The following is a 14282-nucleotide window of genomic DNA, read 5'->3' on the forward strand; positions in this document are numbered from 1 at the left end:
GCTTCAGCTGAGGAGACGCTAGGAGCCCTGGCACCCGGTGTCAACGGCGCTCGGCCGGCTCCGCCGCCGTTTGCGTCGCGGGCCCGGCCGACAAGATCCGAAAGGGACGGCCCGAGCCCCTCAGCGGACCAGCAGGTCCAGCAGCCGCTCCACCTCCGCCGCCGGGTCGGCCGTGAGGCCGGTGTGCACCGGCCCCGGCTGCACCACGGTGCTCCGCGGCGCGATCAGCCAGCGGAACCGGCGCCCCGCGTCGTCGCCCGCCGCCTGCCCCGCGTCGGCACCGCCGCTGCACACGCCCTCGACCCCGCGCAGGGCCGCCCGTACGCCGGCCACGTCGGCCCCGGGATCCAGCGCGAGGAGCTTCGCCTCGTCGAGGTGGATGCGCGCGGCGACGTAGGTGTGCGCCCGGCAGTAGACGATCACGCCGGCGTTGAAGCACTCGCCCCGTTCCATCCGGGGCACCACGCGCACCAGCGCGTACTCGAACACGTCCCGCTTGGTCACTCGTTGTCGCTCTTCTGCTTGTGGGTCTTGTGGGGCCATTCCGGCAGGTGGTCGGTGAGCCAGCCGGGAGGTCCGGCGGGCGCCTTCACCTCGGCCTCCATCGAGATCCTCTCGTGGATCGTGGCCGCACGCGGGAGCAACGCCTCCACGTAGGCGCGGCGCAGCGCGTCGGTGGAGTCGAAGCCCGGCTCGTCGACCAGCCACTCGTCGGGGACGTCGGCCGCGACCTCCGTGAGCAGCTCCTCGGTCACCAGGGGCGCGAGCGCAGCGGCCGCGGCGGCGATGTCCGGGCCCACGGGGGCCAGTACGTGATCGGAGGCGTTGTAGGGCTTGGCGGCCGCGGCGGCGGCGGTGGGCCAGTTGTGGTGCCAGATCATGGTGGCGCCGTGGTCGATGAGCCAGACGTCCCCGTGCCAGACGAGCATGTTCGGGTTGCGCCAGGACCGGTCGACGTTGTTGATGAGGGCGTCGAACCAGACCACGCGCCCCGCCTCGACCGGGTCCACCTGGTAGGCGAGCGGATCGAAGCCGATCGAGCCGGGCAGGTAGTCCATGCCGAGGTTGAGCCCGCCGCTGGCCTTGAGCAGCTCCTGGACCTCCTGGTCGGGCTCGCCGAGCCCGATGACGGGGTCGAGCTGCATCTGCACCAGCCGCGGGACCCTCAGCCCCAGCCGCTGGGCCAGGCGACCGCAGATGACCTCGGCGACCAGGGTCTTGCGGCCCTGGCCGGCTCCGGTGAATTTCATGACGTAGGTACCGAGGTCGTCGGCCTCGACGATTCCCGGGAGCGAGCCGCCCTCACGCAGGGGCGTGACGTAACGGGTCGCGATCACTTCGGACAGCATCCGCCCAGGTTACGGGGGTCAGGTCGCGGGAGCCCACTGCATTAGCAGTTCCTCGGCCGTGGTGACGGACGCCACCAGCGCGAGGGAGTTGCGGATCACCTCGGCGGTGCAGGAGGCGGGCACCCCGGCGATGGCGTCGGCGGGAACCACCACCCGGTAACCGAGGTTGACGGCGTCGAAGACGGTGTTCGGGATGGCGATGTTCGAGGAGACCCCGGTGACGACGAGGGTGCGGATGCCGAGATTGCGCAACAGGGCGTCCAGGTCGGTGCCGGCCATCGGGGAGAGGCCGTGCAGCCTGCGCACCACCAGGTCCTGCTCGGCCACCGTGATGGGGGCGGCGACCTGCACCGCGGGGCTCCCGGTCAGCTGGCGCACCGGCAGCCTTTCGGCGGCCCGGAACAGCCGTGCGTTGGCGTTGGCCCCGCGTCCGTCCGGCCGCCGTTCGGCGACCGCGTGCAGCACCTGTACGCCGGCCCCGCGCGCGGCGTCCACCAGCGCGGCCACCCGCGCCAGCATCCCGGAGTCCCGGGCCTCCTTCGCGAGCTCGGGCAGCGCGCTCTCCTCGCCCACGACACCGTTCTGGCACTCGACGGTGAGCAGCGCGGTGGTGGCGGGATCGAGATCCGGCATGGCTCCCCCTGGCGTGGCGACGGAAGAGCCCTCATGATTCCTGACACACAGTCAGATGTGAAGGGGCGCGGGACGGATGGACGAGACTCAGCGGCGGGGCCGCCGCATCATGATGAGCGATACGGAAGTGGACGCGTTCCTGCGCGAGCAGCGGACCTGCCGGGTGGCGACGGTCTCCCCCGACGGACGCCCGCACGTGGGCGCCCTGTGGTTCGCGTGGGACGGCAGCTCGCTGTGGCTGTACTCGATCACGCGCAGCCGGCGCTGGTCCGATCTGCGGGGGGACCCGCGGATCTCCGTGGTCGTGGACGCGGGCGAGTCGTACGACGAGCTGCGCGGCGTGGAGCTGTCCGGCAGCGCCGTCTTCGTGGGCGAGGCCCCGCGCACGGGCGAGCCGTGCCCCGAACTGGCCGAGGCCGAACGGATCTTCCCGGTCAAGAACTTCGGGATCGAGGAGATGCCGCACGACGGCCGGCACGCCTGGATCCGCCTCACGCCCGAGTCGGTGGTCTCCTGGGACTTCCGCAAGCTGTAGAGCGCGCGAGCACGACGGGACCGGGACGGGGAAGGACCGGGACGGGGACGCGGACGGGGCTCGTGCGGGGCTCGTAGGGGCGGTCAGCGGAGCCCGGCCGCCGCCTGCCGCAGGCTGTCGACCGCGGCCCGGATGGAGGGCCGCCGGTCGGCGTCCGCACGCCAGACCGCGTACACATGGCGGCGAACGCTGTCGCAGACGGGCAGCAGCCGCACCCCCGGCGGCACCGGACCGCGCCCCAGCTTCGGCGCCACGCACACGCCGAGCCCGGCCTCCACGAAGGCCAGCTGGGTGTGGTGCTCCTCGGCGATGTGGGCGATGCGCGGCTCGATGCCCGTACCGCGCAGCGTGAAGACCAGCCACTCGTGGCAGAACTGCCCCTCGTTCCAGGAGATCCAGTCGTCCTCCCCGAACTCGGCGAGGGAGATTCCGGAGGGAGCGGCGCTCCCCGTCCGGTCGGCCAGCCGGTGGCCGGCCGGGACCGCGATGTCGACGGTGTCGTCGAGGAGGTGGGTCCGGGTGAGTTCGGCGGGCACCGGCATCCGCTTGTTGTGCCAGTCGATCGCCAGCGCCAGGTCGAGGTCCCCACGGACGACGGCCGCCATGCTCTCCTCGGGCTCCTGCTCGCGCACCCGGACGCGCAGCTCGGGATGTCCGGTGCGGAGCGCCGCCAAGGCCTGCGGCAGCAGACCGCGCATGGCGGTCGGGAAGGCACCGATCCGCAACTCGCCCACTGCGCAGCCCCGCTGGGCCTCGACGTCGGCCTGGGCGAGCTCCACCTGGGAGATGATCCGGGCGGCGTGATCGGCGAGCAGCCGCCCGGCGTCGGTGAGCCTGACCCCGCGCCCGTTCCTGGCCAGCAGCGGCTGGCCGACCTCGCGCTCCAGCTTGGCCATCTGCTGGGACACGGCGGAGGTGGTGACGTGGAGGCCGTCGGCCGCACCGCTGACCGAGCCGTGGCGGGCGAGGGCGTCGAGGGTGCGCAGGCGCTCCAGGTTCAACATGTAAGCAATGCTACGGCGTCACTCGGAGAAACTCTCGCTTGTCCTACGAAGTTGATACGAGCAGAGTAAGCGGCATGAGCGCACCGACCACCCCGGGGCCGGCCGTCCCGGCCTCCGCCCCGACCACACCGACGACCGCCACGGCCACCGGCACGACCACGCCCACGACCACGCCCACGCCCACGCCCACGGCCACTGCCGCCCCGACCCGGCTCCACCGGGGCGGCCTCCTCGACTGGCGGGTCCGGTTCGCGATCCTCTCCGTCATCTGGGGCTTCAGCTTCCTCCTGATCAAGGTCGGCACGGAGGCCTACGCGCCCTTCCAGGTGGCACTGGGACGGGTCCTGTTCGGCGCGCTCGCCCTGTTCACCGTGCTGCTGGTCCGCCGCGAACCGCTCCCGCGAGGGCTGCGCACCTGGGGCCACCTGAGCGTGGCGGCGCTCCTGCTCAACACCGCTCCCTTCTCGCTCTTCGCGTACGCGGAGCTGAGCATCCCCTCCAGCCTGGCCGGCATCTGCAACGCCACCTCGCCGCTGTGGGGCATGGCGCTGTCCCTGGTCGCGCTGTCCGAGGACCGCCCGACCCGTCGCCGCTTCGCCGGGCTGGGCCTGGGCTTCCTCGGCGTGCTCACCGTGCTCGGCGCCTGGCAGGGCTTCTCCGGCGTCGACGCCAAGGGCACCGCCTTCGCCCTGCTGGCCTCGCTCTGCTACCCCATCGGCTGGATCTACGTCCGCCGCACGCTGGCCGGGGCCCCGGGCTCGCCGGTGGCCCTGACCGGCGGCCAGCTCATGGTCTCCACGCTCCAGCTCGCGCTCGTCAGCGCCCTGTTCACCTCGGCGCCGAGCTCCTTCCCGCTCTGGCCGACCCTGTCGGTGATCGCGCTGGGCGCCCTCGGCACGGGCATGGCGCTGCAGATGCAGTACGGGCTGGTGACGGAGGTCGGCCCGACCACCGCCCAGATGGTCACCTACTTCATCCCGGTCATCGCCACCACGGCGGGCGTCCTGGTCCTCGGCGAGCAGCTCCACTGGAACACCCCCGTCGGCGCCGCGATCGTGCTGGCCGGCGCGGCCCTCACCCAGACCCTACCCGGGGCCCGCAGGCCCGCCTGACCTGCCCTGACCTGCCCTGACCTGCCCTGCCCTGCCCTGCCCTGACAGCCTCCGGGTGGTCATCACGACGCCCGGGGGCCTCTCTTGGGCCCGGCCGTCGTCCTGCTGACCGCCGGACCCACCGCTTTCCTCGAAGGCAGCCGGTTCGCACTGAACATGCGCGGCGCCGCCCGTGCGCCGGAGCGCCGGGCGGCCGCCGACGCCGAGCTCTCGATGCACGCCCGAGGGCTCGACCCGGCCCGCCGGGTCGCCCCGGCGTTCTTCTACTGCTTCCTGGGCTCGGTGTGCGCCCTGTCCGGGGCCCGGGCCGGGCCCGCGGTCGGCCGTCAGTCGTACCGCACGCCCGCCGCCCCCACGCTGGCCGCCGCGGCCACCGCGTCCGCCAGGCCGGGCACCTCGGCGACCGACAGCTGCGAGACCGTCAGCCGGATCCCCGGCGCCGCCTCGACGCGGTAGACGGCTCCGGGGGACACCGCCCATCCGGCGGCGAGCAGCCTGGACACCACCACCGTCTCGTCGACCACCGGCACCCAGACGTTCAGACCGCTGCGCCCGTGCGCCGCGATCCCCCCCTCCCGCAGCGCCTCGACCAGCGCGTCGCGCCGCTGTCCGTACGAGCGGGCCACCGCAGTCCGGTCCACCGCCCCCGAGGTCCACAGCTCCACCACCGCGTACTGGATGATCCGGCTCACCCAGCCCGGCCCCAGCCGCTGGCGGCCCCGCAGCCGGTCCAGCGTGACCGCGTCGCCGGTCAGCACCGCGAGCCGCAGGTCCGGCCCGTACGCCTTCGCCGTCGACCGGACCAGCACCCAGTGCCGGGTGACCCCTCCCAGCGGGTGCAACGGCAGGTCGACGATCCCGTTCCCGTGGTCGTCCTCGATCAGCAGCACCTCGGGGTGCTGCGCCAGCAGGGCCCGCAGCTCCCGCGCCCGCTCGGCGCCCACCGCGGCTCCGGTCGGGTTCTGCGCCCGCGCGGTCACGATCAGCGCCCGCGCCCCGGCGGCCAGCGCCCGGGCCACGGCGTCGACCCGCGGCCCGTCGTCGTCCACGGCCACCGGCAGCACGCGCAGCCCGAGCGCCGGGACCAGGTCCAGCGCCCCGCCCCACCCCGGATCCTCCACGGCCACCGCGTCGCCCGCCCGCAGGTGGGCGGCGAGCACCCGTTCGATCCCGTCCAGCGCGCCCGAGGTGACCGCCACCGGACCCGGTGGCACCCCGTCCGCGTCGAGGTCGGCCCGGGCCAGCCGGGCGAGCTCGGGGGCGACCGGGCCGGCTCCGTAGAGGGTCGGCGCCTGCGCGTACCGTCGCGCGGCCGCCGCCAGCGGTCCGTCGAGCGAGGGGAGCAGCGACACGTCCGGATTGCCCTCGGCGAGGTCCCGCACTCCCTCCGGAACCACCATCCGCAGCGCGTCCCGCGGCGTGCTCGATGGGCGGGACCGCACCCGGCTGCCGCGCCGTCCGTCCGTTTCGATGACCCCGCGCTCGCGCAGGGTCCGGTAGGCGGCGGCCACGGTGTTGGGGTTCACCCCCAGATCGCCCGCCAGCTCCCGCATGGGCGGCAGCAGCGAACCAGGCGGGAGCGCACCCGAAGCCACGCCCGCCTCCACTCCGGCGGCGATATCCGCTGCGCGGCGCCCCGTGATTCGATAGTCTCCTAGCACAAACCCTAGTATGCACTAGTGCAATGGAGTCGACCATGACCGCCACGCCTGCCACGGAAACGCCGGGGTCGACGGAAGGGACCGAGAGGCCCGAGTCGACCGGAAGCTACGAGCCCACCGACCTCACCGTCCCCAGCCGCTCCCGCGACCGGGCGCGCTACGACCGCAAGACGGTGCACTCGATACTCGACGCGGCCTACATCTGCCACCTCGGCTTCGTCCGCGACGGCGCACCCGTGGTCCTGCCCACGCTGTTCGCCCGGGTCGGCGAATCGCTCTACATGCACGGCTCCACCGGATCCCGGCCGCTGCTCGCGGCCGGCCGCACGGACCCGGGGCTCCAGGTCTGCGTCACCGTGACCCACGTCGACGGACTGGTCCTGGCCCGCTCGGCCTTCCACCACTCGCTCAACTACCGCTCGGTGGTCGTGCACGGCACCGCCCACCAGGTCACCGACGAGGCCGAGTGCCGGACGGCGCTGGACGCCATGGTCGACTCGGTCGCCCCGGGCCGCTCCGCCGACGTCCGGCCCGCCAACGCCAAGGAGCTCGCCGCCACCGCGGTGATCCGCGTGGACCTGACCGAGGTGTCCGCCAAGATCCGCAGCGGCCCGGTGAGCGACGATGCCGAGGACCTGGGCCTGCCCCACTGGGCGGGCGTGATCCCGGTGGCCCCGGTGTACGGAACCCCGGTGCCCGCCGCGGACCTGGAGCCCGGCATCGCCCTTCCGGACTACCTCGCCGCGCTCTGAGGAGTCCGCCGCCCGGGGGTGGGCGCCGCGCTCACCGGCTGCCGGGACTCCGCCGCGATGAGCGCGCCCACCGCCGTCAGCAGCAGTACGGTGCCCAGCACCACGGCGCCGGTCAGCCGCTCCCCGAGGACCAGGACCGCGATGACCGCCGCGCTCACCGGCTCGATCAGCATGATCACCGACACGGTCGCGGCCCGAACGGCGGCGGCCCCGGTGAAGTAGAGCGCGTACGCCAGCGCCGTCGGCACGGTGGCCACGTACACCAGCAGCCACAGCACCCGGCCGAGATCGGCGGTGTGCGGCAGCAGCCCCTCCACCGCCGCGAGCGGCAGCAGGCACACCGTGCCCACCGCGACCGACCAGGCGGTGGTCACCAGCGGGTCACCGCCGGCCACGCGCTGCCCGAGCCAGCGGGCCCGCAGGGTCATCCCCGCGTACCCCGCGGCCGACAGCAGCGCCCAGCCGACACCGAGCGGGCGCACCTCACCGCCGCCGCTGCCCAGTACGAGTACCGCCAGACCGGCCAGCGCTCCGACGACGGCGACCGCGCCGCCGAGGCCGAGCCGCTCGCCCATCCAGGAGCGGGCGCCCAGCGCGATGATCACGGGCCCGGCGCCGAGGGTGACCACGGTGCCCACGGCGAGACCGGTGTCGCGCACCGCGGCGAAGTACGCGGCCTGGAAGACCGTGAACAGCAGCCCGGTCACGATCAGCGAGCCCATCGAGGGCCGCACCCGGGACGGGCCGGGGCGGGACCGGGACCCGCGTACGGCGAGCACGGCGAGCAGCACCGCGAGCCCGCCCGCGCACCGCCAGAAGGACAGGGCGAGCGGGCCGAGGTCACTGGCCAGGAAGAGGAGGGAGGCGGCCGCCCCGGCGGTGCCCCAGGCGGCTCCGGCGACGACGAGGTACAGCAGACTGCGCCCGGCAGCGGGCGAATGGTTCGACACGAGATGTCTCCGCGCATGCGTGAAGGATGAAAGAAGCAGGTCATCGCTTCGCGGGCAGCGGGGGCTCCCCGGCCGGGTACCTGACGTGGTGGCGCCGCCCGCGCTAGGCGGCGGGAGGCGGAAGCACGGTGGAATGCATGATCGCCACCCTAGGCCGTGGTCGTCTCGCGGTCCAGCACGGCCGGTTGGAGCTCGGCCGGCGGGGCCGGCCGGGAGGACTGGGCGATGAAGGCGCCCCCCAGCACCAGGCCGCCGCCGACGATCTGCCAGGTCGAGAGGTGCTCGCCGAGCAGGATCCAGGCGAACACGGTGGCGACGACCGCCTCCAGGAAGGCCACCACGCCCGCGACCTGGGGCGAGAGCCTGCGGACCGAGACCACACCGGTCAGATAGGCGAAGACGGTCGCGACCAGCACCACCCAGGCGAGCAGGAACGGCGCGGGCACCGGGGTGGCGCCCACCAGGGCCTGACCGCCCAGCACCTGCCAGTCCATCTCCCACGGCCGGGCGATCACCGTCATCACCAGGGCGCCGACGAGCATGCCGTACGCGATGACCCCCAGCGGGTCGGGGGCGTCGTCCCCGTCGGCGCCCTGGTCGGCGAAGACGAAGTAGAAGGCCTGGCAGCAGGCGGCCGCGAGGCCGAACAGCACACCGAGCAGGTCCAGGCTCAGCCCGGCCCAGATCTCGACCACGCAGGCCAGGCCGACGACGGCCACGGCCGCGCCCGCGGCGGCGCCGCGCGTCACGGGCTTGCGCTGCACGAAGCGGATGTAGCCGAGCAGCAGCGCCGGGCCCAGGTACTCCAGGAGCAGGGCCACGCCGACCGGGATCCGGGACAGGGAGGCGAAGTAGAAGGCCTGTACGCCCGCGACGGCGATGAGTCCGAAGCCGGCGAGCAGGGCGGGCCTGCGCAGGACGAGGTCGCGGTGGCGCCAGGCCAGCGGTGACAGCACGAGCGCTGCTCCGGCCACCCTGAGCCAGACCATGTGGAGGGGGTCCAGTCCCGCCTCGATCAGCGGCTTCGCCGCCACTCCGGAACCACCGAACGCGAACGCCGAGACGAGGGCGAGGCCCAGTCCGGCATTTCTCCCTGACGCTTGCATCCGGCCATCATGACAGGGCCGGTCAGGACCGTCACGGGGGTGACACCTGTTGAGACGGAGTCGAGATCACGCCCCGCCGGCCGCCACCATTTCTGACAGGTCGTCAGTATTGAATGTTCCGCCCGCCGGGGCTACCTTCCGCCGCACGTACCCGACGAGAAGGGGTGGTCGCATGGCAGAAGTCACCGCGGAATCACGCATCGAGGCGTCCGCCGCGCAGCTCTGGTCCCAGCTGACGGACTGGGACGCGTACGGGCAGTGGAGCATGACCCACACGAACTTCCCCAAGGGCGGACCCGAGACCCTCGCGGTCGGGGCCACCTTCGCGGAGAACATGAAGATGATGGGTTTCCCGGCCGAGGTCCTCTGGACGGTCTCGGAGCTGGAGGCCGAGCGCCTCTTCGCCATCACCGGCAAGGGGCCGATGGGCGTGGCCGTCCTCACCCGGTACACCCTGATTCCGGACGGCGAGGCCACCACGGTCCGGATCGACGGCGAGTTCACCGGGGCCGCCGTCTCCCTGATGGCGGGCAAGCTCAAGGACTCGGCCACCGCCGCGCTCAACGAGTCGCTGCGCAAGCTGGCCGGCCTGGTCATCTGAGGCTCCCGCCATCCGGCACGCGGGTCACCCGCGCCGCACGCGAGGACGCGCCCCGCGAAAGGAACTCGCGGGGCGCGTCGCCGTGTGCCGGGCCGGCCGGGCTCAGTGCTCGTCGGCGAGGATCAGGTAGAGCTTCTTGCGGGCGTCATTGATGACCCCGAGCGCCTTCTCCCGCTGCTCGGGCGTGCCGGTCTTGAAGACCTGACCGAAGGCTTCCATCAGACCGACACCGGCCGTCCGGACCTCCTGCATCGCCTCGAAGTCGAAGCCGCGCCCGGCATCCGCCCAGGGGGCGTCCGGACCCGACTCGGCCTCGGTGCGGCCGGCGTCGGTGAGCGTGAACAGCTTCTTGCCGCCCTCGCTCGCGCTGGTGATGAGCCCCTCGTCCTCGAGCAGCTGCAGGGTCGGGTACACCGACCCCGGGCTGGGCTTCCAGGCCCCGCCGCTGCGCTCGCCGATCTCCTGGATCATCTCGTAGCCGTGCATCGGCCGGTCGGCGAGCAGCGCCAGGATCGAGGCGCGCACATCGCCGCGCCGGGCCCGGCCCCGCGGTCCCCCGCGTCCGCCGCGGCCACCGAAGGGGCCTCCGCCGAAGGGCGGCCCGAACGGGCCGAAGGCGGCGCGCCGCCCCTTGAATCCCTCCCGACGATCGGGCCCGCAGTGGTCGTGGCCCCGTCCGTGGTCATGTCCGTGGTCGTGTCCGTGCTGTCCGTGTGAACGCATGACTGCGCTCCTTTCGTCACGTTGTGGTTACTTCATCGGTTCTCCGATGACTCCACTATCGGCGACGGCTCGCGACCTGTCAACGATATATCGGAATGCATCATCGACAGTCGAGTGGCCTACGCTCACCCCTCCCCCATCCGACTGCCGGAACACCCACCCGACCGGGCCAGTCATCCCGGATTGGCCTTTGTCGATGATCAAGAAATCGCCCTACGGTCGTGCCATGCGCATCCGAATCGTCGACGCCTTCACCGACCGCCCGTTCCAAGGGAACCCCGCCGCAGTCCTGCTGCTCGACGCCGCGTTCCCGCCGGACGCCTGGCTCCAGCAGGTCGCCTGCGAGATGAACCTCTCCGAGACCGCCTTCGCCCATCCCCTGCCGCCCGGCGGGGACGCCGACTGGGCGCTGCGCTGGTTCACCCCGGCCGCCGAGGTCGACATGTGCGGGCACGCCACCCTGGCCACCGCGCACGTACTGGCCACCTGCGGGCTCGCCACCGGACTCATCCGCTTCTCCGCGCGCTGTGGCATCCTCACCGCCGAGACGGCCGAGGACGGCACGATCACCATGGACTTCCCGACGTCCTCACTGACCCCGGTACCGGCGCCGGCCTCCGTGGACCACGCCCTCGGCGGACCCCCGATCCTCTCCGTGCACGACACCGCCGACCACATCGGCGACCTCGTCGTCGAGCTCGCCGACGAGAAGACCGTCCGCGAGCTGGAGCCGGACCACGCCGCCCTGCGCGCCTTCGCGAGGCGAGGGGTGATCGTCACCGCGCCGGCCGAGGACCCCTCGCTCGGGTACGACTTCGTCTCCCGCGGCTTCTTCCCGGCCTTCGGGATCGACGAGGACCCGGTCACCGGCAGCGCCCACACCGCGCTCGCCCCGTTCTGGGCGGAGCGCCTGGGCCGCACCGACCTGACCGGCCTCCAGGGCGGCGCGCGCCGCGGTCTCGTACGGGTGACCCTGGCGGGCGACCGCACCCTGCTGACGGGCCGGGCCGTCACCGTGGTCGACGGTGAGCTCCTCGCAGCACCGCCCACGGCCGCCCCCGGGCAGTGAGCGCGGAAGCCGGACCGACGACGTCGCGCCCGGTCAGCCCGCGTCCGGGCCCGGGTCCGCGCGTTCGTCCTCATCGTGTCGCCGCTGCCGCTCCGTCGCCGCCCACGCGGCCGAGTCGATCCGCGAGGTGTGCCCCGCCGCCGGTTCGGACACGTCCAGGTAGACCGCCCACGCCCACAGGCCGACCGTCAGCACGAGGAAGCTGAACGTCAGTCCGAGCAGGGCCTCGACGTCATCGGGCCGGTCCGTCTCGTCCTCCGCCCCGAAGAACTCGGGAGGACCGCCGACGAGGATGCTCACCCACCACGCGAAGGCCGCGTTGAAGGCGAGGAAGGAGATCCAGTACAGAACGCGTACGACCTTGGCCGGGCGACCGCGGAGCGGGCGCAGCAGGAGCAGGCGCCGCAGCGTCCCCGGCCGCCCCTCGCCCCGTGCGGCCGCCTCCGCCTCGTAGCTGCGTACCGACGCGTAGCACTCGTCCAGCCAGCGTCCCGGCTCCGGATCGGGGGCGACGTCGGTCGGTGCCAGCTTCTTGGCCTCGATCCAGCCGGTGACGAACTGGACCTCCATCTGGGCCCTCTCCAGCCGCCGGCGGAAGTGATGGTCGGCACTCCGCTTCTCGCGGCGGTCCTTGACGAGGAGGGTGGCCCCGCCCACCAGGCCGGAGACCACGGGCACGAGCAGCGGCGCGAAGGACACCAGCGACTCCGCACCAGCCACCCTGAACGCCTCCTCGCCCGATCCCGACGAAGCCTTCCCTCCAGCGTCGCACCACCCGTGGCGGCCGCCACCGCTCCGCGCGCCCGATCGGGTGACCCCGCGCCGGATCACGGCGTGGGCAGCCAGCCCACCTTGCCCGCGAGCAGGGCGTACCCGCCGAAGGCCACGATGTCGAGCAGCGCGTGCGCGGCGACGAGCGGTCCCACCCGGCCCCAGCGCCGGTAGGCGAGGACGAAGACGACACCCATCACCATGTTGCCGATGAAGCCGCCGATCCCCTGGTACAGGTGGTACGAGCCGCGCAGCACCGAGCTGGCCAGCAGGGCGGACGTCGGCGACCAGCCCAGCCGGCCGAGCCGGCGCAGCAGGTAGGCCAGCACGATGACCTCCTCCACCACGGCGTTCTGCAGCGCGGAGAGGATCAGTACGGGGAACTTCCACCACACGTCGGGCAGCGCCTCCGGCACCACCGTGAGGTTGAATCCGGCGGCGCGTGCCCCCAGGTAGAAGGCCAGCCCTGCGCTGCCGATCCCGGCCGCGACGAGAGCGCCCCGGCCCAGGTCCCACCAGGGCCGGGTGCGGTCGAAGCCCAGCACCCGCAGCCCGGGGGCCCCCTCGCGGGTCAGCAGGTGCGCCACCAGGAGTACGGGCACCAGGGCGCTCGCGATGCCGAACAGCTGCCAGGCCAGGTCCAGCCAGGGCCGACCCGGCGCGTACGAGCCGTTGAGCGTGGCCGCCTGGTCCTTGAGGCCGCCCGGCTTGGTGAGCGAGCCGAGGAAGCTGATCAGCGCCGAGACCCCGCTCGCCCCCAGCGACAGGGCGAGGACGAGCAGCGTCTCGGTGCGCAGGAGACCCCGCCGCCCGTCCTCGCTCAGCCCCACGAACACCGGCTCCGGCTCCGCCCGCACGCCCGACTCCGTCCTGCCATCCCATTGCGACCACCCCATACTGCCCCCTCGGGGGACCGGGGGGATCACTGCGGGGTCGTCAGCGGGACGGCCGGTCGTCGCCGGGCACGCGGCGGACAGGTCCGGAGCGGATCAGCGAACGACGGGCACCGAGGCGGCCACCTCCTCCGTCAGCCCGACCGGCCAGGTGTGCACGGGATCGCCCTTGTGCATGAGCTCGGTGTACCTGCGGGTCGTCGCGGCCAGCGCCTCGTCCCGCTCCAGCCCGCCCGCGAGTGCCCGGTGGTAGGTGTCCACCTGCCAGGTCGCCCCGTTCACCCGGCGCCGGCAGCGCTCCTCGATGATGCCGAGGTAGTGGTCCCGGTCCGCGGGCTCGATGCCCCAGGCGTCCAGCCCGGCCGCCGCCATCGGCAGCAGCTCGTCCAGGACCAGCCGCACGGCGGGCACGCTGGCCAGCCCCCCGGCCCGGCCCCGGCGCGGCCACCGCAGCCGCGCGTCGATCCCGTACCGGCAGGCGGCGTCGAAGTTCGCCTCCGCCTCGGCGAAGGGCAGCCGGGTCCACACCGGGCGCGGTTCGTCCGCGAGGGTGCGCACCAGCCCGTAGTAGAAGGCGGCATTGGCGACGACGTCGGCGACCGTGGGCCCGGCCGGCAGCACCCGGTTCTCCACCCGCAGGTGCGGCACCCCGTCGGCGACCCCGTAGACGGGCCGGTTCCAGCGGTAGACGGTGCCGTTGTGGAGGACCAGCTCCTGCAGCCGCGGGACCCCGCCCTCGGCGAGCACCCGCAGCGGCTCCTCCTCGTCGCATATCGGCAACAGGGCGGGGAAGTACCGGACGTTCTCGGCGAAGAGCTCGTAGGCCGAGTCCACCCACCGCTCCCCGAACCAGGTGCGCGGCCGCACTCCCTGCGCCTGGAGCTCGGGCGGCCGGGTGTCGGTGGCCTGCGTGAACAGCGGGGGTCGCGACTCCCGCCACAGCTCACGCCCGAACAGGAAGGGCGAGTTGGCGCCGACGGCTATCTGTGCGGCGGCCACCACCTGCGCCGCGTTCCACACCGCCGAGAAGCGGGCCGGGGTCACCTGCAGATGGAGTTGTACGGAGGTGCAGGCGGCCTCCGGAACGATCGACCCGGAGTTCCAGATGAGCCGTTCGACGCCG

16 protein-coding genes are annotated in these 14282 nt (G+C 73.3%); 5 read left to right on the top strand and 11 right to left on the bottom strand.

Features of this window, described 5'->3' with window-relative positions; translation table 11 throughout:
- Nucleotides 1–120: 120 nt before the first annotated feature.
- The 3 genes from IE257_RS33570 to IE257_RS33580 are packed head-to-tail and all read right to left on the bottom strand — an operon-like array spanning nucleotide 121 to nucleotide 1982.
- Complete coding sequence (locus tag IE257_RS33570) at nucleotides 121–504, bottom strand: DUF3037 domain-containing protein (RefSeq protein WP_189973609.1); 384 nt, start codon at nucleotides 502–504, stop codon at nucleotides 121–123.
- Nucleotides 501–1349, bottom strand: coding sequence for a HipA family kinase (locus IE257_RS33575; protein WP_189973610.1), 849 nt, complete (start codon nucleotides 1347–1349; stop codon nucleotides 501–503). Before IE257_RS33575 ends, IE257_RS33570 begins: the two co-directional genes overlap by 4 nt.
- An 18-nt stretch (nucleotides 1350–1367) precedes the next feature.
- Entirely contained in the window at nucleotides 1368–1982 is a 615-nt protein-coding gene (locus tag IE257_RS33580; protein ID WP_189973611.1) for a cysteine hydrolase family protein, read from the bottom strand.
- A gap of 76 nt (nucleotides 1983–2058) precedes the next feature.
- On the opposite strand from IE257_RS33580, the gene IE257_RS33585 reads away from it, so the two are divergent.
- Entirely contained in the window at nucleotides 2059–2517 is a 459-nt protein-coding gene (locus IE257_RS33585) for a pyridoxamine 5'-phosphate oxidase family protein (RefSeq protein WP_052873049.1), read from the top strand.
- An 83-nt stretch (nucleotides 2518–2600) separates the two neighbouring features.
- Here the strand turns inward: IE257_RS33585 and IE257_RS33590 are convergent, their stop codons facing one another.
- On the bottom strand, nucleotides 2601–3521 hold the full coding sequence (locus tag IE257_RS33590; protein WP_189973612.1) for a LysR family transcriptional regulator: 921 nt from the start codon (nucleotides 3519–3521) through the stop codon (nucleotides 2601–2603).
- A gap of 74 nt (nucleotides 3522–3595) precedes the next feature.
- Here IE257_RS33590 and IE257_RS33595 point away from each other — a divergent pair, with 74 nt between their 5' ends.
- Entirely contained in the window at nucleotides 3596–4633 is a 1038-nt protein-coding gene (locus tag IE257_RS33595; protein WP_229920807.1) for a DMT family transporter, read from the top strand.
- Nucleotides 4634–4959: 326 nt separating this feature from the next.
- On the opposite strand, the gene IE257_RS33600 is transcribed toward IE257_RS33595, so the two are convergent.
- Nucleotides 4960–6294, bottom strand: a complete 1335-nt coding sequence (locus tag IE257_RS33600; protein WP_189973614.1) for an aminotransferase class I/II-fold pyridoxal phosphate-dependent enzyme — start codon at nucleotides 6292–6294, stop codon at nucleotides 4960–4962.
- A gap of 35 nt (nucleotides 6295–6329) precedes the next feature.
- Between IE257_RS33600 and IE257_RS33605 the strand changes: the two genes are divergently transcribed.
- Nucleotides 6330–7046: a pyridoxamine 5'-phosphate oxidase family protein gene (locus IE257_RS33605; RefSeq protein WP_229920808.1), complete on the top strand. Its 717-nt coding sequence runs from the start codon at nucleotides 6330–6332 to the stop codon at nucleotides 7044–7046.
- On the opposite strand, the gene IE257_RS33610 is transcribed toward IE257_RS33605, so the two are convergent.
- Complete coding sequence (locus tag IE257_RS33610) at nucleotides 7028–7996, bottom strand: DMT family transporter (RefSeq protein WP_229920809.1); 969 nt, start codon at nucleotides 7994–7996, stop codon at nucleotides 7028–7030. The genes IE257_RS33605 and IE257_RS33610 overlap by 19 nt on opposite strands.
- 149 nt (nucleotides 7997–8145) lie before the next feature.
- Nucleotides 8146–9102: an EamA family transporter gene (locus IE257_RS33615; RefSeq protein ID WP_189973616.1), complete on the bottom strand. Its 957-nt coding sequence runs from the start codon at nucleotides 9100–9102 to the stop codon at nucleotides 8146–8148.
- 172 nt (nucleotides 9103–9274) lie between these two features.
- Here IE257_RS33615 and IE257_RS33620 point away from each other — a divergent pair, with 172 nt between their 5' ends.
- Nucleotides 9275–9703: a type II toxin-antitoxin system Rv0910 family toxin gene (locus tag IE257_RS33620; RefSeq protein WP_189973617.1), complete on the top strand. Its 429-nt coding sequence runs from the start codon at nucleotides 9275–9277 to the stop codon at nucleotides 9701–9703.
- Between the two features lie 102 nt (nucleotides 9704–9805).
- On the opposite strand, the gene IE257_RS33625 is transcribed toward IE257_RS33620, so the two are convergent.
- Nucleotides 9806–10426: a PadR family transcriptional regulator gene (locus IE257_RS33625; RefSeq protein WP_189973618.1), complete on the bottom strand. Its 621-nt coding sequence runs from the start codon at nucleotides 10424–10426 to the stop codon at nucleotides 9806–9808.
- Nucleotides 10427–10652: 226 nt separating this feature from the next.
- Between IE257_RS33625 and IE257_RS33630 the strand changes: the two genes are divergently transcribed.
- Nucleotides 10653–11495 (top strand): PhzF family phenazine biosynthesis protein, encoded by an 843-nt coding sequence (locus IE257_RS33630; RefSeq protein WP_189973619.1) that lies wholly within the window; start codon nucleotides 10653–10655, stop codon nucleotides 11493–11495.
- A gap of 33 nt (nucleotides 11496–11528) precedes the next feature.
- Here the strand turns inward: IE257_RS33630 and IE257_RS33635 are convergent, their stop codons facing one another.
- From IE257_RS33635 to IE257_RS33645, 3 genes are all read right to left on the bottom strand, one after another.
- A complete protein-coding gene (locus IE257_RS33635) occupies nucleotides 11529–12215 on the bottom strand; it encodes a hypothetical protein (RefSeq protein ID WP_189973620.1) in 687 nt (228 codons plus the stop codon).
- A gap of 107 nt (nucleotides 12216–12322) precedes the next feature.
- Complete coding sequence (locus IE257_RS33640; RefSeq protein ID WP_245385761.1) at nucleotides 12323–13162, bottom strand: CPBP family intramembrane glutamic endopeptidase; 840 nt, start codon at nucleotides 13160–13162, stop codon at nucleotides 12323–12325.
- 93 nt (nucleotides 13163–13255) lie between these two features.
- Nucleotides 13256–14282: glutamate-cysteine ligase family protein (locus IE257_RS33645; protein ID WP_229920811.1), on the bottom strand; the 1027-nt coding region annotated here is incomplete at its 5' end.

It is taken from the genome of Streptomyces avidinii (assembly GCF_014650695.1).
In the GTDB taxonomy this organism is placed as follows: Bacteria; Actinomycetota; Actinomycetes; order Streptomycetales; family Streptomycetaceae; genus Streptomyces; species Streptomyces avidinii.

What these genes read in the sequence shown, in the direction of transcription:
- IE257_RS33595 (WP_229920807.1), top strand. Translation starts at nt 3,596, where the DNA reads ATGAGCGCACCGACCACCCCGGGGCCGGCCGTCCCGGCCTCCGCCCCG.
- IE257_RS33585 (WP_052873049.1), top strand. Translation starts at nt 2,059, where the DNA reads ATGGACGAGACTCAGCGGCGGGGCCGCCGCATCATGATGAGCGATACG.
- IE257_RS33575 (WP_189973610.1), bottom strand. Translation starts at nt 1,349, where the DNA reads ATGCTGTCCGAAGTGATCGCGACCCGTTACGTCACGCCCCTGCGTGAG.
- IE257_RS33580 (WP_189973611.1), bottom strand. Translation starts at nt 1,982, where the DNA reads ATGCCGGATCTCGATCCCGCCACCACCGCGCTGCTCACCGTCGAGTGC.
- IE257_RS33620 (WP_189973617.1), top strand. Translation starts at nt 9,275, where the DNA reads ATGGCAGAAGTCACCGCGGAATCACGCATCGAGGCGTCCGCCGCGCAG.
- IE257_RS33605 (WP_229920808.1), top strand. Translation starts at nt 6,330, where the DNA reads ATGACCGCCACGCCTGCCACGGAAACGCCGGGGTCGACGGAAGGGACC.
- IE257_RS33590 (WP_189973612.1), bottom strand. Translation starts at nt 3,521, where the DNA reads ATGTTGAACCTGGAGCGCCTGCGCACCCTCGACGCCCTCGCCCGCCAC.
- IE257_RS33625 (WP_189973618.1), bottom strand. Translation starts at nt 10,426, where the DNA reads ATGCGTTCACACGGACAGCACGGACACGACCACGGACATGACCACGGA.
- IE257_RS33615 (WP_189973616.1), bottom strand. Translation starts at nt 9,102, where the DNA reads ATGCAAGCGTCAGGGAGAAATGCCGGACTGGGCCTCGCCCTCGTCTCG.
- IE257_RS33630 (WP_189973619.1), top strand. Translation starts at nt 10,653, where the DNA reads ATGCGCATCCGAATCGTCGACGCCTTCACCGACCGCCCGTTCCAAGGG.
- IE257_RS33640 (WP_245385761.1), bottom strand. Translation starts at nt 13,162, where the DNA reads ATGGGGTGGTCGCAATGGGATGGCAGGACGGAGTCGGGCGTGCGGGCG.